The sequence below is a fragment of the Streptomyces sp. NBC_00690 genome, assembly GCF_036226685.1.
In the GTDB taxonomy this organism is placed as follows: Bacteria; Actinomycetota; Actinomycetes; order Streptomycetales; family Streptomycetaceae; genus Streptomyces.
This window is the reverse complement of record NZ_CP109009.1, coordinates 8,388,394-8,412,290: the sequence shown is the minus strand read 5'-3', so window position 1 is coordinate 8,412,290 and position 23,897 is coordinate 8,388,394. Positions and strand designations below refer to the sequence as shown.

Sequence of the window (23,897 nt, the reverse complement as noted above, 5' to 3'; positions counted from 1 at the left end):
AGGCTGGCACGGGTGTCCGGCAGCCTGCTGATTCAGGAGATCCCGAATTCCTTACCAATGAAATCGAACATTTCGTCGTCGGTAGCTGCATCGAGTCCATCCTTCGCTCCAGAACCCTGGATGGGCTCGGTGTCGATTCCGTTCCCAGGAATTCCGTTCGACCACCGGGTCGCCAATGTCTGAAGGCGCATGCCTATTGCGCCGCGCTGTGTCACGTCCGCCACTGCACTGTTGTGCAACGCCTCTTCCAGACCGTCCAACTCGGCCAGTAGCGCTGTGATCGCCAACTGTTGGGGAGCAGCCTGGGCCTTCAGATACTCGACGAGATCGGCCGGAGTGGGGTGGTCGAAGACCAGTGTGGGCGGCAGTTTGAGGCCGGTTTCCGTGGCGAGCCGATTGCGGAGCTCGACTGCCGTCAAGGAGTCGAATCCCAGATCCCGCAGGGTGTGCGTTGGCCTCACCACCCGTGCGGAGGGAAGCGCGAGCACTGACGCAACGTGCTCGGATACGAGGTCGAGCAGCAGCTTGCGCTGTTCGACCTCGGTTCGGCCTTCCAAGCGAAGGGTGAGGTCTGTTGTGCCGTTGCCTTCCGGTGAAGGGTTCGCTGTGCCATGGGCGGAGTCGCTGCCGTTCGCACCAGCCGTGTGTGTCAGTCCGCGTCCGCCCGGAGTGGGGAGGAGTGACGAAAGCAGAGCGGGCAGCTCACCGGCCGTGGCCCTTTGCCGAAGCACCCCCAGATTCAGGTGTATCGGGATCAACGCAGCTCGGGGGTGACCGATCGCCGCATCGAAGAGTTCGAGCGCATCGCTGACGGGAAGTGGCTCTATGCCGCCGCGGGTCATGCGTCCACGGTCCGTTTCGCTCATCGAGCCGGTGATGCCGCCACCACCGGACCACAGACCCCACGCCAGGGACACCGCCGGAAGTCCGGCCGCACGTCGGGACTGGGCCACTGCATCGAGGCAGGCATTGGCCGCGGCATAGTTCGCCTGCCCAGCTGCGCCGAACACCCCGGCCGCGGAAGAGAACAGAACGAAGGCGCCCAGATCGCTGTCACGAGTGAGTTCATCCAGATGGATTGCTGCATCCACCTTGGGGCGGAGCACTCGTTCGGTCTGGTCCTTGGTGAGCCCGGCGACGATACCGTCTTCGGTCACTCCGGCGGCGTGCACAACGCCGGTCAGCGGATGCTCCGGCGAAACCTCTGCGAGGAGCTTCGCAAGCGCCCCCCGATCCGAAACATCGCAGGCCGAAAGGGCCACTTTTGCCCCGTCAACGGCCAGGTCTGCCGCGAGTTCGGCCATGCCTTCAGCCGCGCCACCGCTTCGGCTGGCCAACAGCAGATGACGTACGCCGTGCTCGGTCACCAGGTGTCGGGCCATGACCTGGCCGAGCTGCCCCGAAGCGCCGGTCACCAAGACCGTACCCTCGGCCTCGAAGGGGGCGGTGGGCACATCGTTGCGTGTCGAATCTTCGGCATGCGCCAGTCGAGGCACAAAGGCGGCGCCTGCTCGCACGGCGAACTGATCACCCGCGGTATTGAGGAGTTCGGGCAGCATGCGCACCGAGTTGGAGTCACGGTCCGTGTCAACGAGGACAAAGCGTCCTGGATGCTCGGACTGCGCCGAGCGCACCAAACCCCACATCGCAGCCTGAGCCGGTGCGATGACGCCCTCCCTGCCGTTTGCGATCACTGCGTCGTTGGTCACGACCACCAGCCGGGACCGCTCCCACCGAGGGTCTGAGAGCCATTGCTGTACTACGTCCAGAGTTCGGTACACCGCGGTGTGGACGGATGCCACCGAGACTTCACTGTCACTGTGACCAGGGCCGACGGAGACGAGGACGACTGAAGGAGAGGGTTGTCCGCTGCCGCCTGTGCCGGGCTCGGAGTTGCTCTCCGAGTGGCCGGGCAGATCGGCATAGTAAGTGGCGTGCAGTCCGGCCTTGTCCAGGGCTGCTTGTAGTTCACTGCCCTGTCCTACGACAGGCCATTCTTCGACCGACCGGCCCGGAGAGAGCACATCCGTGTCTCTCACCACCAGAGGAAGCGGAGTCCAGTCCAGGTAGTAGAGGGATTCCTGCGGACTCTGTTGCCCCCGCGCCTGATCCAGTTGCTCGGGCGAGACCGGCCTCAGCACAAGAGAGTCCACGGTGATCACCGTCTGCCCCGACGGCTCGATGGCGGTCAGAGCGACCTTGTCTGCTCCAGTTGAGGTTATTTTGACTCGTAGTCGGGTGGCACCGGTCGCGGTGAGCTGTACCCCGCTCCACGAGAAGGGAATGCGCCCCTGCCCGGTGTCCTCCAACACCCCAGACACACCGAGGGCATGCAAAGCCGAGTCCAACAGCGCCGGATGCACACCAAACCCATCAACCACCGTCCCCTCAGGCAACGCCACCTCAGCAAACACATCGGAACCCCGACGCCAAACCCCCCGCAACCCCTGGAACAACGGACCATAGCCAAACCCAAGATCGGACAACCGCTCATACACACCGTCGATGTTCATCGACTCGGAGTCATGGGTTGGCCAGTCGTTGGATCCGTTCAAGAATGACGGACCGTCCGGTTCCTGAACGGCCTGATCGCTCGGATCTGGGGCTTGGAGCTTGGCGTCGGACAGGTAGCCCGTCGCGTGGCGAAGCCATTCGGCGCCGCTGTCCCTCTCCGTGCGCGAGTGGATGCTCACGGCACGACGGCCTGCCTCGTCCGGCCCACCGACAACGACTTGGAATTGCGAGGACCCTCGATCGGGTAGAAGCAGCGGAGCGCCTAGGACGAGCTCATCCACTCGGTCGAATCCCACCTCGGAGGCGGCCTGCACGGCCAGTTCCAGCAGGGCGGTTCCGGGCAGCAATACAACGCCATTGACCATGTGTTCGGCGAGCCAAGGATGGGTGTCGAGGGACAACCGACCTGTCAGCAGCGCTCCATCACCGTTGGCGAGCACTGCAGTCGCACCGAGCAGGGGGTGGCCGGCTGAGGCGAGCCCGAACGAGGCCACATCGCTCACGGCTGGGCCTGACTCCAGCCAGTAGCGGTTGCGTTGGAAGGGGTAGGTGGGGAGGTCGATGAGTTGGGCACCACGGCCGGTGTAGAACGCGGGCCAGTCGATGGGGGTGCCGTGGACGTGGAGGTGGGCGAGGGCGGTGGCTACGGAGAGGTCTTCGGCGGTGTTCGGGCGGAGGGTCGGGATGGCTGTTGCGTGGTCGAGGTTGGTTTGGGTCAGCCCGGTCAGGACTCCGCCAGGTCCGACCTCAAGGAACACGCTCACGCCCTGCTCGGCCAGTGCCTGGACCGCATCGGCATAGCGGACCGGCTGGCGGATGTGCTCGACCCAGTACTCGGGGTTCGACATCTCGCCTGTGGTGATCGGGCGTCCGGTGACGGTGGACACGATCGGCAGAGTCGGCTCATGGAAGGTGACGCTCTCCGCGACCGTGCGGAACGCGTCCAGCATCGGATCCATCAACGGTGAATGGAAAGCATGGGAGACGGTCAGCGCCTTCGAACGACGGTCCCCCAACTGTTCCACGACTGCGGTGACCGCATCCTCCGCGCCGGAGAGCACGATCGAGGTGGGGCTATTGACCGCCGCAATCCCGACCCGGTCCTCCAGACCGGCCAGGAGCGGGAGGACGTCGGCTTCGGAGGCTTCGACCGCGACCATCACCCCACCAGCCGGAAGGTCCTCCATCAACCGGCCACGAGCCACCACCAACCGGCACGCATCCTCCAGTGACACCACACCCGCCACATACGCGGCAGCAAACTCACCCACCGAATGACCCGCCACCACAGCAGGAACCACACCCCACGACCCCAACAACCCACACAACGCCACCTCGACCACAAACAACGCAGGCTGAGTCAACCCCGTACCAGCCAACCTCGACCCATCACCCTCAAACAACACCTCCCGCAACGAACACCCCAACAACCCATCCAACCCGACACACACAGTGTCAAACACATCCGCAAACACCGGGAACAACTCATACAACCCACGCCCCATACCCCACCACTGACTCCCCTGCCCCGAAAACACAAACGCCAGCCGGTTCAGTGAGCGCTCAGAGTCGCCCCGGATCACTCCGTCAGTCACCTGACCTGAGGCGATGGCCATCAGTCCGGCCAACAAGGCACCACGATCGGTGCCCACGATGGCCGCGCGCTGTTCCAGCACCGCTCGCGATGTTGCCAGAGTCAGCCCGACGTCAGCTGACTGCACCTGGGGGTGGGCGTCTAGATGCGCAGCCAGGCGTTGCGCCTGTGTCCTCAGGCTGTCCTCTTCCTTCGCGGAGAGAACCCATGTGACCACGTCTGACAACGGTCCCGACTCAGGGGCGTTCACCGGTCGCTCAGCCTCTGGGGCTTGTTCGATGACGACGTGGGCGTTGGTGCCGCTCACTCCGAAGGAGGAAACCCCCGCCCGACGAGGACGCCCCTCAACTGCTGCCCATTCCAGCGGCTCGGTAGCCAGCTCGACGGCCCCCGCCGACCAGTCGATATGCGGAGACGGCTCATCCACATGCAACGTACGCGGCACCACACCATGCCGCATCGCCATCACCATCTTGATCACACCCGCCACACCCGCAGCAGCCTGCGTATGACCAATGTTCGACTTCAGTGAGCCGAGAAGGAGAGGACGATCCGCGGGGCGGTCCTGACCATAGGTCGCCAGTAGCGCCTGCGCCTCGATCGGGTCGCCCAGCGACGTACCCGTACCGTGCGCCTCCACCACATCCACATCAGCCGAGCTCAACCGCGCGTTCGCCAGCGCCTGGCGGATCACCCGCTGCTGCGCAGGACCATTCGGCGCAGTAAGACCATTCGACGCACCATCCTGATTCACCGCAGAACCCCGCACCACAGCCAACACCCGATGCCCCAGCCGACGAGCATCCGACAACCGCTCCACCAACAGCATCCCCACACCCTCAGCCCAACCCGTACCATCCGCAGCCGCCGAGAACGCCTTGCACCGACCATCAACAGCCAACCCACGCTGCCGACTGAACTCCACAAACGTGTTCGGCGTCGCCATCACGGTGACACCACCCACCAACGCCATCTCACACTCACCCTGCCGCAACGACTGCGCCGCCAAATGCAACGCCACCAACGACGAAGAACACGCCGTATCCACCGTCACCGCAGGCCCCTCAAGACCAAACGTGTACGACAACCGCCCGGAAGCCACGCTGCCGGACGTGCCCATGCCCAGATGTCCTTCGACTCCGTCCGGTATCACCTGCCCGAGCTGGGAGGCGTAGTCGTGGTACATCACGCCGGCGAAGACGCCCGTACGGGAACCACGTACCGACGACGGATCGATGCCCGCCCGTTCGAACGCCTCCCACGACGTCTCCAGCAGCAACCGCTGCTGCGGATCCATCGCCAGCGCCTCACGCGGCGAGATTCCGAAGAACGACGGGTCAAATTCACCCGCTCCGTAGAGGAAGCCGCCTTCTCGGGTGTAGCTCGTCCCAGCATGATCAGGGTCAGGATGGTACAAAGCCTCCAGATCCCACCCACGATCACCCGGGAACCCACCCACGGCATCGCCACCCTCACTCACCAACCGCCACAAGTCCTCCGGCGACCGCACACCCCCCGGATACCGGCAACTCATCCCCACAATCGCCATCAGCTCATCCCCGACCGGCAGGGATACCGGGGTGTTCACCAATGCGCCAGAGGCATTCGATGTGACGAGTTCGGCCAGAAGGAAGCGGGACAGCGCCTCGGGTGTCGGGTGGTCGAACACGAGGGTCGCGTTGAGTCGGAGTCCCGTAGCGGTGTTCAGCGTGTTGCGCAGCTCCACAGCGGTCAGCGAGTCGAACCCGAGCTCCTTGAATTGGCGGTCCGCCACGATCCCGGTATCGGTCTGGTGGCCGAGCACCGCCGCAATCTGTGTCCGTACCAGGTCCAGGACGAGGTGATACTGCTCGGCCGGTGCCAGGGCGTTGAGCCGCTGGACCAGGGAGAGCGCACCCACCGACTCGGAAGTCGCGTCAAGCATGCGGCGCGCAGGAGTCCGCACCAGCCGACGAAGTACCGGGGACAGCGTTCCATTTTGTGCCTGTGTCTGGAGCGTCCCCATGTCGAGCTGGACCGGGATCACAACGGGCAGTGCGGAGCGGCTTGCCTCGTCGAAGAGGGCCAAGCCCTTTTCGGCCTGGAAGGCGATCAGTCCTGAGCGGCTGATCCTGTGGCGGTCAGCGTCCGCCAGGTCTTCGGTGAGCGTGCTGGATTCGGCCCACAGCCCCCAAGCCATCGACAGCGCGGGCATACCCGCGGCTCGTCGCGATTCTGCCAGAGCGTCGAGGACACAGTTCGCGGCGGCGTAGTTTCCCTGGCCGGCGCTTCCGAGCGTGCCGGCCGCGGACGAGAAGAGAACGAAGGCGGAGAGCTCCAGGCCCAGAGTCAGCTCATGAAGGTTCATCGCGGCTATCGCCTTGGGTCCGAAGACCCGGTCGATGCTCTCTGGGGTAAGGGTCGGCAGGGTGCCGTCGTCCACGACACCGGCGGCATGGACAATTCCGGTCAGGGGACGATCGGCGGGGATGGTGGCCAGCAGTTCGACCAGCGCGGCCCGGTCAGCGACATCGCAGCTGACCGCAGCTGCATGGGCACCTAGCCCTTCCAACTCGGCGATGAAGTGCTGGGCCCCTTCGGCGTCCGGGCCTCGACGGCTCGCCAGTACCAGGTGCCGCACCCCATGCGTCGTCACCAGATGGCGGGCAATGAGCCTGCCGAGTGTGCCGGACGCTCCGGTGATCAGAACCGTACCCGTGGAGGAGAACGTGGTTGCCTTGGAAGGAGTCCCCGAACCGGTGCGTGATCCCGCGTCGATGCGTGCGAGACGTGGCACGAGCAGGCGGCCTTCACGGATCGCGATCTGCGGTTCACCCGTCGCCGCCGCTTCCGACAGGAGTGTTGTGTCGTCGGTGTCGCAGTCGACCAGGGTGAAGCGGCCGGGGTTCTCCGACTGAGCAGAACGCACCAGTCCCCAGACTGCAGCCTGCCCCATGTCGACGTCGGCTGCCGTACCGTCCTTGTGGGAGGAGGAAACCGCTACGGCGCGTCGCGTCATCACCAGCAGTCGGGAGGCCGCAAACCTCTCCTCGGCCAACCACTCTTGGAGGAGGGGCAACACGCTCTGTACGGGGGCTGAGCAGAGGAAGTCGGATTCCGACCCGGCCCCAGCAACGCGAATCGCCACCATCTCGGCCGCCGAGGTCTGGGCGGAGCCGAGTTCCGACAGGGTGTCGAGCACTGCCACGGGTACGGGGGTATCCGTGGTCGATGGTTCGTGTTGCTCCCATTCGATGCGGAACAGTGAGTCGCGGTGAGGATCAGAAGCCGCCTTCAGTTGCTCTGGATCCACCGTGCGCAGTGTGAGGGAGTCGACGGATGCAACCACCGATCCCACACCGTCGGTGATCCACAGCGAGATTGAATCGGAGCCTTCAACGGCATGCGGCAGCCTGACTCTTACGGCTTCGGCTCCCGTGGCGTACACACTGACCCCGTTCCAGGCGAACGGAAGCCGTCCTTCATGGCCCGCCGTCAGGAAGTCGGCTGCCCCCAGGGCGTGCAGCGTTGCATCGAGCAGGGCAGGGTGAAGGGCGAAACCGTCGACGGAGGCACCTTGTGGCAAGGCGACCTCGGCAAAGAGCTCTTCGCCTCGCCGCCAGAGCTGCCGCAGTCCCTGGAAGACCGGTCCGTATACGAAACCGGACGCGGCGAGCTGCTGGTAGCTGCCGTCGAGATCCACGACAGTCGCACCGATGGGAGGCCATTCCTCCGCTGAACCATCGGTGCCGCGGCCGGTCATGGCGTAGTGGCGATCGGTGTCGGGGGTGAGGAAGCCTGTGGCGTGGCAGATCCACGGGCTCTCTGGCTCGGCATCGGTCGAGCCTTCGGGTCGGGAGTAGACCTTGACCGTACGCCGGGCGCTCTGGTCGGCCGAGATGCCGACGATCAGACGGAGCTGGACCGCTCCGGTGTCGGGAAGCACAAGCGGTGCGGCGAGGGTGAGCTCATCCACACGACCGCAGCCGAGCTCGTCGCCTGCTTGGATGCACATCTCCAGGAAGGCTGTGCCGGGCAGCAGGCACACTCCGGATACGGAGTGGTCAGCTAGCCACGGATGCGTAGTGAGGGAGAGGCGGCCCGAGAACAGGGATCCTCCGCCATCGGGCATTACGGTCATGGCGCCGAGGAGCTCGTGATGGGTCGCGGTCAGCCCTGCGGCAGCGATACCACCGCGGGGAGCCGGAACATCCAGCCAGTAGCGGTCGCGTTGGAAGGGGTAGGTGGGGAGGTCGATGAGCTGGGCGCCGCGGCCGGTGTAGAAGGCGGGCCAGTCGATGACAGTGCCATGGACGTGGAGGTGCGCGAGTGCCGTGGTGAGGGAGAGGTCTTCCGCGGTGTTGGGGCGGAGGGTCGGGATGGCGGTTGCATGGTCGAGGTTGGTTTGCGTCAGCCCGGTCAGGACTCCGCCAGGGCCGACCTCAAGGAAGACACTCACCCCCTGCTCAGCCAGGGCCTGGACCGCATCCGCGTAGCGGACGGGTTGGCGGATGTGCTGGACCCAGTACTCGGGGTTTGACATCTCGCCGGTGGTGATCGGGCGGCCGGTGACGGTGGAGACGATCGGAACGGTCGGCTCATGGAAGGTGACGCTCTCCGCGACCGTACGGAAGGCGTCCAGCATCGGATCCATCAACGGTGAATGGAAGGCATGGGAGACGGTCAGTGCCTTCGAGCGCCGGTCCCCCAGCTGTTCTACGACCGCGGTGACCGCATCCTCCGTGCCGGAGAGCACGATCGAGGTGGGGCTATTGACCGCCGCGATCCCGACCTGATCCTCCAGACCGGCCAGGAGCGGGAGGACGTCGGCTTCAGAGGCTTCGACCGCGACCATCACCCCACCCGACGGAAGGTCCTCCATCAACCGGCCACGAGCCACCACCAACCGGCACGCATCCTCCAACGACACCACACCCGCCACATACGCCGCAGCGAACTCACCCACCGAATGACCCGCCACCACAGCAGGAACCACACCCCACGACCCCAACAACCCACACAACGCCACCTCCACCACAAACAACGCAGGCTGCGTCAACCCCGTACCAGCCAACCCCGACCCATCCCCCTCAAACAACACCTCCCGCAACGAACACCCCAACAACCCATCCAACCCGACACACACAGTGTCAAACACATCCGCAAACACCGGGAACAACTCATACAACCCACGCCCCATACCCCACCACTGACTACCCTGCCCCGAAAACACAAATGCGGGCTTTTCCGCCCCGCCGATGAGTCCCTTCGAGGGGTCCGTGCGTTGCACAGCTTGAGGGTTGGTTCGCCCCGCCGCGATGGCCTCGATGCCTTCCATCAACTCATCGTGGCCAGCTCCGATTGCCACGGACCGGTGGCCCAGTGCTGCCCTTGATGTCGCAAGAGAGAGGCCCACATCGACCAGTCGGGCATCTTGATGCTCAGCCATGTGCGCCAGCAGGCGCTGTGCTTGTGCACGAAGTGCCTGCTCAGTCTCAGCTGATAGGAGCCAAGCAGTGGCGGTGCCCTGGGCAGGCACCTTTGTGGAATCAGATTCGGGCTCTGGTTCGGCCTCTGGGGCTTGTTCGATGACGACGTGGGCGTTGGTGCCGCTCACTCCGAAGGAGGACACCCCCGCCCGACGAGGACGCCCCTCGACTGCCCATTCCACCGGCTCGGTTATCAGCTCGACGGCCCCCGCCGACCAGTCGATATGCGGTGACGGCTCATCCACATGCAACGTACGCGGCACGACACCATGCCGCATCGCCATCACCATCTTGATCACACCCGCCACACCCGCAGCCGCCTGCGTATGACCAATGTTCGACTTCAGTGAGCCGAGAAGGAGAGGACGATCCGCGGGGCGGTCCTGACCATAGGTCGCCAGTAGCGCCTGCGCCTCGATCGGGTCGCCCAGCGACGTACCCGTACCGTGCGCCTCCACCACATCCACATCAGCAGAACCCAGACCGGCATTCGCCAACGCCTGCCGAATCACCCGCTGCTGCGCAGGACCATTCGGCGCAGTAAGACCATTCGACGCACCATCCTGATTCACCGCAGAACCCCGCACCACAGCCAACACCCGATGCCCCAGCCGACGAGCATCCGACAACCGCTCCACCAACAGCATCCCCACACCCTCAGCCCAACCCGTACCATCCGCAGCCGCCGAGAACGCCTTGCACCGACCATCAACAGCCAACCCACGCTGCCGACTGAACTCCACAAACGTGTTCGGCGTCGCCATCACGGTGACACCACCCACCAACGCCATCTCACACTCACCCTGCCGCAACGACTGCGCCGCCAAATGCAACGCCACCAACGACGAAGAACACGCCGTATCCACCGTCACCGCAGGCCCCTCAAGACCAAACGTGTAGGCAACACGACCGGAGGCGATGCTTCCCGCGCTGCCATTGACTAGATAGCCCTCAAGCCCTTCAGGTGCGGTGGAGAGTCGAGAGCCGTAGTCGTGGTACATCACGCCGGCGAAAACACCCGTACGGGAACCACGTACCGACGACGGATCGATTCCCGCCCGTTCGAACGCCTCCCAGGACGTCTCCAGCAGCAACCGCTGCTGCGGATCCATCGCCAGCGCCTCACGCGGCGAGATTTCGAAGAAGTCGGGATCGAACTGGGCGGCGTCATGGAGGAAGCCGCCTTCTCGGGTGTAGCTCGTCCCAGCATGATCAGGGTCAGGATGGTACAAAGCCTCCAGATCCCACCCACGATCACCCGGGAACCCACCCACGGCATCGCCACCCTCACTCACCAACCGCCACAAGTCCTCCGGCGACCGCACACCCCCCGGATACCGGCAACTCATCCCCACAATCGCCATCAGCTCATCCCCGACCGCGGAGGTCGACTCGGGAAGGTTGGGGACAGGACTCCCCGAAGGGGCCGGTGCCGATCGGTCGCCCAGGATCTCGCTGCGGAGAAATCGAGTGAGAGCGATGGGGGTGGGGTGATCGAAGACGAGCGTGGCGGGCAGGCGAGTGCCGGTCGCGGCATTCAGCAGGTTCCTGAGTTCCACGGCGGTGAGCGAGTCGAAGCCGAGTTCCTTGAAGGCCCGCCCGGGTTCGATCTCGTTCGGAGAGGTGTGACCGAGGACATTCGCTATCTGACGGCGCACCAGGTCCATCAGCAGACGGTCCTGTTCGGCTTCCGGCAGTGCGACCAGATCGTCCGCGAAGGTGGCGGCCCGGTCGGCGATCCCGCCCGGCGTGACGCCACCCCGCGTGGCCCGGGAGATCCGCATCGGTGCCTTCACGAGTCCGCGAAGTAGTGCGGGGACTCGACCCTCGGCAGCCTGTGTTCGAAGACCTGACTTGTCCAGAGCAGCCGGGTAGAGAACGTCCTCCCGGCTCAGGCAGGCCGCGTCGAACAGGGCGAGGCCCTGTGCGGAGTCCATGGAGAGGAGGCCCATCCGGCGGATACGCGCATGATCCGCGGTGTCGAGCACACCCGTCATGCCGCTGTCATCGGCCCAGAGTCCCCAGGCCAGCGATACGGCGGGCAGTCCGGCTGCCCGGCGCTGTTGGGCCAGAGCGTCCAGATAGGCATTGGCGGCGGCGTAGTTCCCCTGCCCTGCCCCGCCGAGGGTGGCCGAGATGGAGGAGAACAGGACGAATGCGGAGAGGTCGAGGCTGGAGGTGAGCTCGTGGAGATTGAGTGCCGCGTCGACCTTCGGGCGGAACACACTGTCGAGTCGATCGGAAGTGAGTGCGCCGATGGTGCCGTCGTCCGTCACTCCCGCGACGTGCACCACGGCGGTCAACGGGTGCTCGGCTGGGATGGCATCGAGCAGGGCGCCCAGTTCCGTACGGTCGGCGATGTCACAGGCCACGGTGATGGCCTCGGCTCCCAGCGCTGTGAGCTCCTCGGTGAACTCCGCGGAGCCCACGGCGTCCGGGCCTCGACGGCTCGCCAGTACCAGGTGTCGCACCCCATGCGTCGTCACCAGATGACGGGCGAGGAGGCGGCCCAACGTACCGGTCGCTCCGGTGATGAGAGTGGTGCCCTCAGCCGGGAACGTGCTGTCCGTGCCCTCGGCCTCACTATGGGTCGCCCTGGTGAGACGGGGCAGAAGGATGCGGCCGGAGCGCATGGCGATCTGCGGCTCCTCCATGGCTAGCGCCGGGTGGAGGGACGACAGGTCATCGTCGTCGGTGTCCACGAGGATGAAGCGAGCGGGGTTCTCCGACTGAGCCGCGCGCACCAGCCCCCAGACCGCGGCCTGGGCAGGATCGAGTGTCGAGCGCTCCTCGGCAGAGACGGCGACCGCGCGATGGGTGACCAGGACGAGTCGCGCCGAGTCGAAGCGCGTGTCCGTCAACCATTCCTGAAGGAGCCGGAGGGTTCGGTGAGTGGTGGCCCGAATGGTCTGGGCAGTTGATGCCAGCTCCGAGGATTCGTCGGTAGCCGTTGCGATCCTGGCGATGACGAAGTCGGTTTCCGGTACTGCGTCAGCGGGGTTGAGATCGGCGAGATTGATGAGCCGGGTGGACGCATGGGGGGTGCCCGGTTCACCCTGGACCCAGTCCAGGCGGAACAGCGCATCCTGCTCGATTGATGCGGTGGGCTTCAGTTGTTCGGCCGTCACAGGGCGTAGGACGAGACTGCCGATCGATGCGATGGGTTGTCCGGACCCGTCAGCGATCAGGACGGACATGGTGTCCGTTCCCACCGGGGTGAGTTCGATCCGTACGGTGTCGGCGCCGACTGCCGACTGCCGCACTTCGCCCCAGGAGAAGGGGAGCAGTCCCTGCCCCGTTTCGGACCCGGAGAGCAGACCGAGCCATGAGGCGTGGAGGGCAGCATCCAGCAGGGCCGGATGGAGTCCGTATGCGGAGGCTTCCGTAGCTGCGTCTTCGGGGAGGGCTGCCTCCGCGAACAGGGTGTTTCCCTGCCGCCACGCGGCCTTCAGCCCTCGGAAGACCGGGCCGTATCCGAAGCCGATCGTGTCAAGTTGGTCGTAGAGGTTCTGGGTGTCGACCTCTTCGGCTCCTCGGGGTGGCCATACGGTCAAATCGGCCGCGGTGTGCTGCTGTTGGTCGAGGGCCAGGGAGCCACTGGTGTGTCTGGTCCACACCGTGTTGGTGGGGTCGGCGTCAGACCGCGAGTGCAGGGTCAGAGTTCGGCGGCCGGCCTCATCCGCGGCTCCCACAGCCAGACGGAGCTGGGCTCCTCCGTGTTCTGGCAGAACGAGCGGGGCTTCCAAGGTGATTTCTTCGAGCAGGTCGCAACCGGCCTCACGGCCAGCGCGCAGGGCCAGCTCTACGAAGGCCGTTCCGGGTACGAGAACCACCCCGGCGAAGGCGTGATCGGCGAGCCAAGGATGGGTGGCCAAGGACAGTCTGCCGGTGAGGACCATACCGCCGTCGGGGAGCATGACGGTCGCCCCCAGCATCGGATGATCGGTGTCCGTGACACCGATGGCCTCGGTGTCGAACTGGGGCGGGACCCGTAGCCAGTAGTGCTGGTGTTGGAAGGGGTAGGTGGGGAGGTCGACGAGTTGGGCGCCACGGCCGGTGTAGAAGGCGGGCCAGTCGATGACAGTGCCGTGGACGTGGAGGTGAGCCAGTGCGGTGGTGAGGGAGAGGTCTTCGGCAGTGTTGGGGCGGAGGGTCGGGATGGCTGTTGCATGGTCGAGGTTGGTTTGCGTCAACCCGGTCAGGACTCCGCCAGGGCCGACCTCAAGGAACACATTCACACCCTGCTCAGCCAGCGACTGCACCGCATCCGCATAACGGACCGGCTGGCGGATGTGCTCGACCCAATAGTTCGGGTTCGACATCTCCCCCGCGGTGATCGGGCGGCCGGTGACCGTGGACACGATCGGCACGGTCGGCTCATGGAAGGTGACACTCTCCGCGACCGTACGGAACGCATCCAGCATCGGATCCATCAACGGTGAATGGAAAGCATGGGAGACGGTCAGCGCCTTCGAACGACGATCCCCCAACTGTTCCACGACCGCGGTGACCGCATCCTCCGCGCCGGAGAGCACGATCGAGGTGGGGCTATTGACCGCCGCAATCCCGACCCGGTCCTCCAGACCGGCCAGGAGTGGGAGGACGTCGGCTTCGGAGGCTTCGACCGCGACCATCACCCCACCGGGCGGAAGGTCTTCCATCAACCGGCCACGAGCCGCCACCAACCGGCACGCATCCTCCAACGACACCACACCCGCCACATACGCGGCAGCGAACTCACCCACCGAGTGACCCGCCACCACAGCAGGAACCACACCCCACGACCCCAACAACCCACACAACGCCACCTCCACCACAAACAACGCAGGCTGAGTCAACCCCGTACCAGCCAACCCTGACCCATCACCCTCAAACAACACCTCCCGCAACGAACACCCCAACAACCCATCCAACCCGACACACACAGTGTCAAACACATCCGCAAACACCGGGAACAACTCATACAACCCACGCCCCATACCCCACCACTGACTCCCCTGCCCCGAAAACACAAACGCAGGTGCAGCAGTGTCCTGGACGCTGCCGACGACGACCTGCGCCGCTCCCTCCGTACGCTCATCGGCGGCCAGGGCGGCAAGTGCTCGTAGCAGATCTTCGGGGTCGGTGCCCACGAGGGCGGCGCGGTGTTCCAGTGCGGCTCGGCCGGCCGCCAGGGACAACCCGACATCGGCCGTTGTCGGCATCGACTGGGCTGCGCGGTCGGTGAGGTGCGCATGGAGCCGGGCGGCTTGGGCCCGGAGCGCGGTGGTGGTCTTCCCTGAGAGCAGCCAGGGCACGGCTGTCCGTGCCGCAGCGGTGGTCGGTGTTCCGGCCCCCGAGCCGGCGGGTTCCGAGGGAGCCTCCTCGGTCGCCGGCTCGGGGGTCTGCTCGACGATGACGTGGGCATTGGTGCCGCTCACGCCGAACGACGAGATTCCGGCCCTGCGTACGCGATCGCTGTCGCCGGGCCATGCAACGGGTTCGGTGAGTAGCTTCACGGAACCCGCCGACCAGTCGACGTGCGGGGTGGGCGCGTCGACATGGAGGGTCTTGGGGAGTACGCCGTGCTGGAGAGCCAGCACCATCTTGATCACACCGGCGACACCGGCAGCGGCCTGGGTGTGACCGATGTTCGACTTGAGTGAGCCGAGAAGGAGAGGACGATCCGTCGGCCGGTCCTGACCATAGGTCGCCAGTAGCGCCTGCGCCTCGATCGGATCACCCAACGACGTACCCGTGCCATGCGCCTCCACCACATCCACATCAGCAGAACCCAAACCGGCATTCGCCAACGCTTGGCGGATCACCCGCTGCTGCGCAGGACCATTCGGCGCGGTGAGACCGTTCGACGCACCATCCTGATTCACCGCAGAACCCCGCACCACAGCCAGCACTGGATGCCCGAGCCGACGAGCATCGGAAAGCCGCTCCACCAGGAGCATTCCGACGCCTTCACCCCAGCCCGTACCATCCGCAGCCGCCGAGAACGCCTTGCACCGACCATCCGCGGCAAGCCCACGCTGACGACTGAACTCGACGAAGTTGCCCGGCGTGGACATCACGGTGACACCGCCGGCGAACGCCATCTCGCACTCGCCCTGCCGCAGTGCCTGTACGGCGAGGTGCAGCGCGACCAGGGAGGACGAGCAGGCGGTGTCCACCGTCAGCGAGGGGCCTTCGAGGCCGAATGTGTAGGAGATGCGGCCGGATACGACGCTGGCCGCACGACCGGTCAGGAGATACCCCTCGACGCCTTCCGGTGCGCGCCCGAGGCCCGATGCGTAGTCCTGGCCGTTGGAGCCAATGAACACCCCGGAGCGCGAGCCCTTGAGGGTGCCCGGGTCGATGCCGGCGCGTTCGAATGCTTCCCAGGCGACTTCGAGGAGCAGCCGCTGTTGCGGGTCCATGGCGAGGGCTTCACGGGGGGAGATCCCGAAGAACGCGGCGTCGAAGTCGCCCGCGTCATGGAGGAAGCCGCCTTCTCGGGCGTAGGTCGTGCCCGGGTTCTGGGGGTCGGGGTGGTAGAGGGATTCAAGGTCCCAGCCGCGGTTGTCCGGGAATCCGGACAGAGCGTCGGTGCCGGCCGTGACCAGCTGCCAGAGGTCTTCGGGTCCCTTGATCGAGCCGGGGAAGCGGCAGCTCATCGCAACGATGGCGATGGGCTCGTCGTCCGTGGCACGGGGTGTGAGGGCGATGGTGGCGGGGGTGGTCGGCTCGTGACCCGAGATCTGGGTTTCGATGAGATCGGCGAGGTCGGCGGGGGTGGGGTGGTCGAAGACCACTGTCGTCGACAGCCGCATGCCGGTGGCGGTGGAGAGTCGGTTGCGCAGTTCGACGGCTGTGAGGGAATCGAAGCCGGTCTCACGGAATGCGCGCTGGGGCTGGATGGCGTCCGCCCCGGAGTGGCCGAGAACAGCGGCAGCCTGGGCACGGACGAGTTCGAGGATCGCTCGGGAACGCTCAGGGCCGGAGAGCCCGACGAGGCGTTGGGCGAGTATCGGTCCGTTCATCGCGGCGGCGGTGGTGGAGTCTGACGGGGTGAGGGCTTGCTGCGCTTCGGGCAGGCGACGCAGCAGCGGGTAGTCCCCGTCGACGGCGAATGCAGGGACGAAACGTTCCCAGTCGATGTGGGCGAGCGTGAGCGCGGTGTCGTTCTGTTCGATGGCGCGCCGTAGTGCAGCGATGCCGAGGTCGGCGGGCATGGGGAGGATGCCGCGGCGGATGAGGTGCTGTTCGGCGTGATCTCCCATCATCCGGCCACTGCCCCAGGAGCCCCAGGCGATGGCGGTGGCGGGCAGCCCTTCGGCGCGGCGTTGGTGGGCGAGCGCGTCGAGGAAGGCGTTCGCTGCGGCATATCCGCCTTGGCCTCCGTTGCCGATGACACCGGCGATGGAGGAGAAGAGGACGAAGAGGTCCAGCTCGTGTGCAGCGGTGAGTTCGTGCAAGTGACGGGCTGCGTCGACTTTGACCTTGAGGACGTTTTCGAGGCGTTCGGTGGTCAGCGCGTCGAGGATGCCGTCGTCGAGGACCCCTGCCGCGTGGATGACACCGGTGAGCGGAGTGTCGGCGGGCAGTGAGTCGAGCAGGCGACGCAGGTCTTCGCGGTCGGCGACGTCGCAGCTGGCGATGGTGGTGGAGGCGCCGATGGCGTTCAGTTCGGCTTGGAGTTCCGAGGCGCCGGGTGCGTCGGGGCCGCTGCGACTGGTGAGGACGAGATGGGTTGCGCCCTGGTGGGCGAGCCAGCGGGCGACATGGGCACCGAGGGTGCCGGTGCCACCGGTGATCAGGATGGTGCCGTGTGGGCGGTAGGGCGTGGGGTCTGGGGTTGGGGTGGCACGGATGAGGCGACGGCACAGGATTCCGGTGGCTCGTACAGCGATCTCGTTCTCGCGTTCGACACCTGCGGAGTGTGCGCCGAGGGCCGAGCTGAGGAGGTCGGCAGTGCGTGCGTCGAGATCCTCGGGTAGGTCGATGAGGCCGCCCCAGCGTTCGGGGTGTTCGGCGGCGATGACCCTACCGAGGCCCCAGAGCTGTGCCTGGAGTGGGTTGCGGAGGGGATCGGCGGGGCCGGTGGAGACCGCTCCTGTGGTCACGCACCAGAGGGGCGCATCGATCTCGGCGTCGCCGAGGGCTTGGACGAGGGTGAGGGTGGCGGCTAGTCCTGCCGTCACCCGGTGGTCGGCCAGGGTGTTCTCGTCGTCGGCCAGGAGGGAGAGGACCGCCGTCGGCGCTGGGGCGTCGTCGGCCCGTTCCAGGTGCCGGACCACCGCCGTACGGTCGGTGTCGGCTGCCGGGTCGAGTGTGATGCGTTGGACGTGGCCGCCTCGGGCGGTCACCGCATCGTGGATGGCGGTGGCGCGTTCGTCGTGCTGACGGCTGGTGGAGGTGACGAGCAGATAGGTGCCGTCGAGGGTGGTCGGTTCACCGCGTCGAGGTTGGGTGGCGGTGGGTGTCCAGGCGATGCGGTAACGCCAGTCGTCGATCCGAGCGCTCTCGTTGGATTGGCGTCGCCAGTCGGCGAGGTGGGCGACCAGTTCGTCCAGGGAGGCGTCGGGGTCCAGATCGAGCGAGCTGGTCAGTTCGTTGACGTCGGCGTTCTCCACGGCCTGCCAGAACCTGGCCTCGGCCGCACTGTGCTGGTCGAGGACGGGATTCGCCGAGGTGGTGTGGGCGTCGAGCCAGAAGCGACGGCGCTGGAAGGGGTAGGTGGGGAGTTCGACGGTGCGGGGCTGGTGCGGGAAGTCCTTGGTGGAGGCTTCGTGGTGCGCGGTGAAGACCGCCGGCCAGTTCGCGGCGACGCCGCGCGTGTGGGCGTCCGCGAGTGAGGTGAGGAACCGTGCGGGGCCGCCTTGTCCTCGGCGCAGGGACGGAATGACGTCCGCGGCGACGCCGGCCGCTTCGGCGGATTCCTGGAGGCCGATGGCGAGGACCGGGTGGGGGCTGCACTCGATGAAAACGTGGTGTCCGTCGTCGAGGAGCTTTCGGGTGGCGGGCTCGAAGCCGACCGTGGTGCGGAGGTTGGTGTACCAGTAGGTGGCGTCGAGTTCCGCGGTGGTGATGATCTCGCCGTTGGCGGTGGAGTACAGCGGGATCGTCGGAGTGAGCGGAGTGATGCCGGCGAGGGCTTCGGCGAGTTCGTTTTCGATGATCTCCACATGGGTGGAGTGGGACGCGTAGTCGACGGGGATGCGCTTGGCGCGTACGTCGGCGGCGACGCACGCTTCGAGCAGCTCGGCGAGGGCGTCTGCGTCGCCCGAGACGACGACGGAACTCGGACCGTTGACGGCGGCGATGCCGATGCGTCCGTCCCAGGGTTCGAGACGCTGGATGACGTCGGCGAGCGGCTCGGGCAGGGAGACCATCCCTCCCAGCCCGGCGAGCCTGGCCAGCAGCCGGCTGCGCAGGGCGACGACCCGTGCGGCGTCATCGAGGCTCAGGGCTCCTGCGACGGCCGCGGCGGCGATCTCGCCCTGGGAGTGGCCGACGACGGCGGAGGGATGGACGCCGAGGGAGCGCCAGAGTTCGGCGAGCGAGACCATGACCGCCCACAGCACTGGCTGGATGACGTCGTCGGCACTGTCGATGGCCGGGGCACCGGGTGTACCGCGCAGTACGTCTTCCAGTGACCAGTCGACGTGGGGTTCCAGGGCTTGGCCGCAGGCGTGGAGCCGATCGCGGAAGGCGGGGTAGGCGTCGAGGAGTTCGACGGCCATGCCGACCCACTGGGAGCCTTGACCGGGGAAGACGAATGCGATTCGGCGGCCTTCGACGGCGACTGCCTGCACGGTCTGCCGGGTGGTACCGCCGGCTGCGATGGCCTTGAGCCCGTCGACGAGTTCCGATCGGTCGGTGCCGATGGCGACGGCGCGGTGTTCGAAGGTCTGGCGGGTGGTGGCGAGTGAGTGGCCGATGTCGGCGGGGAGCAGTTGGGGCTGCGCTTCGGTGTGGACGAGGAGGGCGCGGGCTTGTGCGGCGAGCGCTTCGGGGGTTCGGGCGGAAAGCAGCCACGGTACGGCGGGGGTGTCGGTGTGGTTGATGGAGCGGCGGTCGTTGTTGCTGAGGTCGTCGGTGCTCGCTTCGGTGCCGGAGATCGTCACCGCGGGGTCGGGTTCGGTGGTCACCGCAGGGTGTGTGGGTGCGGTGACCGGTGTGGGCGCCTGCGTATCGGTCTCGTCGGTGGCTTCGACCACGGCGTGGGCGTTGGTGCCGCTGATACCGAACGAGGAGACGGCGAAGCGACGGGGGCGGCCGCTCTGCGGCCAAGCGGTGGCGTCCGTCAGGAGGCGTACGTGTCCACCGGACCAGTCGATGCGTGGTGACGGAGTGGCGGCGTGAAGGGTCTTGGGGAGTACGCCGTGCTGGAGGGCCAGCACCATCTTGATCACACCGGCGACACCGGCAGCGGCCTGGGTGTGACCGATGTTCGACTTCAGAGAACCGAGAAACAGCGGACGGTCCGCCGGGCGGTCCTGACCATAGGTCGCCAGCAACGCCTGCGCCTCGATCGGGTCGCCCAACGACGTACCCGTGCCATGCGCCTCCACCACATCCACATCAGCAGAACCCAGACCGGCATTCGCCAACGCCTGCCGAATCACCCGCTGCTGTGCTGGTCCGCTGGGGGCGGTGAGGCCGTTGGACGCGCCGTCCTGGTTGATGGCGGTGCCGCGGATGACCGCGAGTACGGGGTGGCCGTTGCGGCGTGCGTCGGAGAGTCGCTCCAGGAGGAGCATGGTGGTGCCTTCGGCGAGGCCGAATCCGTCCGCGTCGGCGGAGAACGCCTTGGATCGTCCATCAGGGGCGAGGGCGCGCTGTTTGCTGAATTCGACGAAGGAGCCCATGGAGGGCAGAACGGTGACCCCGCCGGCGAGGGCGAGGGTGCATTCGCCGGTGCGCAGTGATTGGGCGGCCAGATGGAGGGCGACCAGGGAGGAGGAGCAGGCGGTGTCGATCGTGACGGCCGGGCCTTCGAAGCCCAGTGTGTAGGCGAGTCGGCCGGATGCGACGCTGGCGGTGTTGCCGGTGAGGAGGTAGCCGCTGAGCTCCTCGGGTGCCTCGTGGAGCCTGGGTCCGTAGTCCTGGGTCATTGCTCCGATGAACGTTCCGGTGCGGGTGCCGCGGAGCGTCTCGGGTCGGATGCGGGCACGCTCCAGGACTTCCCAGCCGGTCTCCAGGAGCAGCCGCTGTTGGGGGTCCATGGCCAGGGCTTCGCGCGGGGAGATCCCGAAGAACTCGGGCTCGAAGTGCGGTGCTTCGTGGAGCAGTCCTGCTTCACGCTGGTAGTAGCGGCCGGGCCGACCCGGTTCGGGGTCGTAGAGGCCCTCGATGTCCCAGCCTCGGTCGCCGGGCAGGGGCGCCACGGCGTCGGCCCCGTCGGCGAGCAGTTGCCACAGGGCTTCGGGGGTGTGGATGCCCCCGGGCAGTCGGCAGCTCATGGCGACGATGGCGACGGGTTCGTCCCAAGCGGCGGTGGTGGTGTCGACGTCGGTGGTGTGAGCCGTGCCGAGGGCCTCGGCGATGAGTCGCTGGGCCAGGGAGTGCGGGGTGGGGTGGTCGAAGACGACGGTGTGGGGCAGTTCGAGGCCGCTGAGTTGGTTGAGGCGGGTGCGCAGTTCGACAGCGGTGACGGAGTCCAGACCCAGATCGCGGAAGGTGCGGCCGGTGGGTAGGGGCACCGGTCCGGGCGCGCCGAGCAGTGCGCCGGTCGCGGCGGCGATGAGGGCGAGGACGGTGTGTTCGCGTGCGGACTCGCTGAGGGGAACCAGTTCGTGGCGGAGCTTTGAGGTGTCGTCGACTGCTCGGGCGGCGAGGTCGGTCCGTTGGAACGGGTAGGTGGGGAGTGGCACCCGATCGGCGGGGATTCCGGGGAAGGCCGGGGACCAGTCGACGTCTACGCCCTGTACGTGCGCTTCGGCGAGCGACGTGCGGAAGCGGTGGGGGCCGCCCTGTCCTCTACGGAGGGTGCCGATGGTGACCGCCCGGCGCCCCGCGGAGGCGGCGATCTCCTCCATCACTGCGGTGAGCGCGGGATGGGGGTTGACCTCGATGAGGATTTCATGGCCGTCGGCGAGCAGCGCCTGTGTTGTCTGCTCGAATCGGACCTGGTGGCGCAGGGTCTCGAACCAGAAGTGGGCGTCGAGGGTGCGGCCGTCGACGATACCGCCGGTGGCCGACGAGTAGAAGGGGGTGTGCGTGGCGCGGGGTTCGAGGGTGGCGAGTTCGCTCAGTATGCGCTCTCGAACGTCGTCGACGTGGTGGGAGTGCGCGGCGACGCCCACGGCGATGATGCGGCACCGGATGTCGTCGGCTACCAGTGAGGCATGGAGTTCCTCGACGGCGTCGCGGTCGCCTGAGACGACGACGGACTCTGGGCCGTTGCGGACGGCGAGGCCGAGTCGACCTGCCCAGGGTTGGAGGATCGAGTCCATTCGGTGTGCGGGCAGCGAGACGAGGAGCATGTCCCCACCGCGAGCGCGCAGTTCCGCCAGGCAGTGGCCCCAGGTGGTGATGAGGCGGGCGGCGTCCTTGAGCGTGAGTGCGCCGGACAGGTGGGCGGCGGCGACCTCGCCCAGGCTGTGTGCCGCGTAGGCCGCGGGGCGTACTCCGTGGGCTTGCCAGGTTTCGGCCAGGGCTACTTGGACGGCGAAGGTGGTGGGCAGGCTGACGGCGATGCTGTCGAGTCCGGGGGCCTCGTTGGTCTCCCGTAGGACGTCGGTGACGGTCCAGTCGGTGTGGGCAGTGAGTGCGTGTTGGCAGCGGAGGAGGGCGGCCCGGAATTGTGGTGACGAGTCGAGCAGTTCCACTGCCATGCCGGCCCATTGCACACCGAGGCCGGGGAAGACGAACGCGGTGGGGCGGGTGGTGGCGACGCCTTGAACGGCGTCGGAGGTGAAGCCGCCGTTCGCCATGGTGTCGAGGGCTGTGAGGAGTTGCTCTCGCGTGTCGCCGAGGATCACCGCGCGGTGCCCGAACTGGTGGCGGGTGTTCGCGAGAGCGAGACCGACGGCTTCGGGCGTGAGTTCTGGGTGTGCGGTGAGGTGCTCGTGCAGTTGCCGGGCACGGGCGCGTAACGCGTCGTGGCCGGCAGCGGAGAGGGCCCAGGGCAGCGGGTGTTCGATCGCGGTGTGCGCGAGTGGGGGTGTCTCGCCGTTCGATGCGGTCGCAGGCTTCGCGCCGTCGGGGATGCGGGTGTCATCCGTTGTGTCGAGCAGTGTCTGTGCTTCGAGGGCGGGTACGGGTTCGCTGCTGCGGTTGTCGGCGGTCTCGCCCGGCGTGATCGGGCGCTTTCGGCTCTTGCGCCCCTTCTTCTTCGCTGCCTTCGTGGTGTCGGCGGGTGGCGCGGCGACGGCCTCGGTGGCGAGTGGCAGCAGTCGTCCATCGACGGTGAGAGCACCACAGATGTGGTCCCCGTCGGCGAGGGCTCGGGGGTACGACTTGAGCACGGTGGCCCCGTACGCGGTGGCCCCTTCCTCCAAGGTCGTGGTGGGGTCGGGGAGGTGCAGTCCGGGTCCTGCGACGAGGGCCACGGTGCAGCCGTGCTCACGAAGGCGGGTACGGGCAGCGCTGAGGGCCTGTTCACCCGAAGCAACTCGATGCACGGACAGCGTGGGGTGCGGGGTCGTGCGGGAACGCTCGGCGCTCGGCAGGTGCAGGATCGCGGCCACGGTCTCGGCGAGGCGGGCGTCCCCGCCGAACCCCGCCTCCGGCTCGCCCGCACTCGGCGCCACGGAGTCAGAGCCGGAAGTGGAGCTGGAGCCGACGCCTGAGCCGAAGTCAACGCCGGAGCTGGAGCCCACGCCTGAGCCGGCAGGCACGACGAGGAAGAGATCGATGCTCAGGCCCGCGGTTGCCGACGGGACGATGCCCGCGTGTTCCACTGCCTGCCACCACACCTCCGCGGCTGCGGGCCCGTACGGCAGCGCGCTCCGCCAACCGTCCGCGGTCGCGACCTCTCCGAGCGCCTCGGCGAAGAACTCCGTGTCGAACCGCGGAGGGCCGGCGGTGGCGGCCTCGGGGCCGTCCGGTGTGTCGATGGCGTCGGTGGCCACGGCGGCGCGGATGAGGCTCAGCGGCCGAACCGCCGCGCCCACCACCACGATCGTGTCCTCGGCGCCGTCCGAGGAACGGTCGCCCGGCAGAGAAACAGACTCAGTCATCGCATGCTCCATGGCCCCGTCGCACTACTGTCACTTGCCTGTCCCAGGCGCCTTCGGGCGCGCCTGCATTCCCCGGTGGCTAGACCCGGTTCACCCTGCGGCACATGTGGCGTGATTCGGCCAGCTGAACCGCATTCATCAATCGCGCTTGCATCTCTTACCGAA

The 23,897-nt window shown here is 66.8% G+C and carries 1 protein-coding gene; it reads right to left on the bottom strand.

What is annotated here, in order from left to right:
• Positions 1 to 32: 32 nt before the first annotated feature.
• Positions 33 to 23,732 (bottom strand): type I polyketide synthase, encoded by a 23,700-nt coding sequence (locus tag OID54_RS35960; protein WP_329026629.1) that lies wholly within the window; start codon positions 23,730 to 23,732, stop codon positions 33 to 35.
• Positions 23,733 to 23,897: the final 165 nt, after the last annotated feature.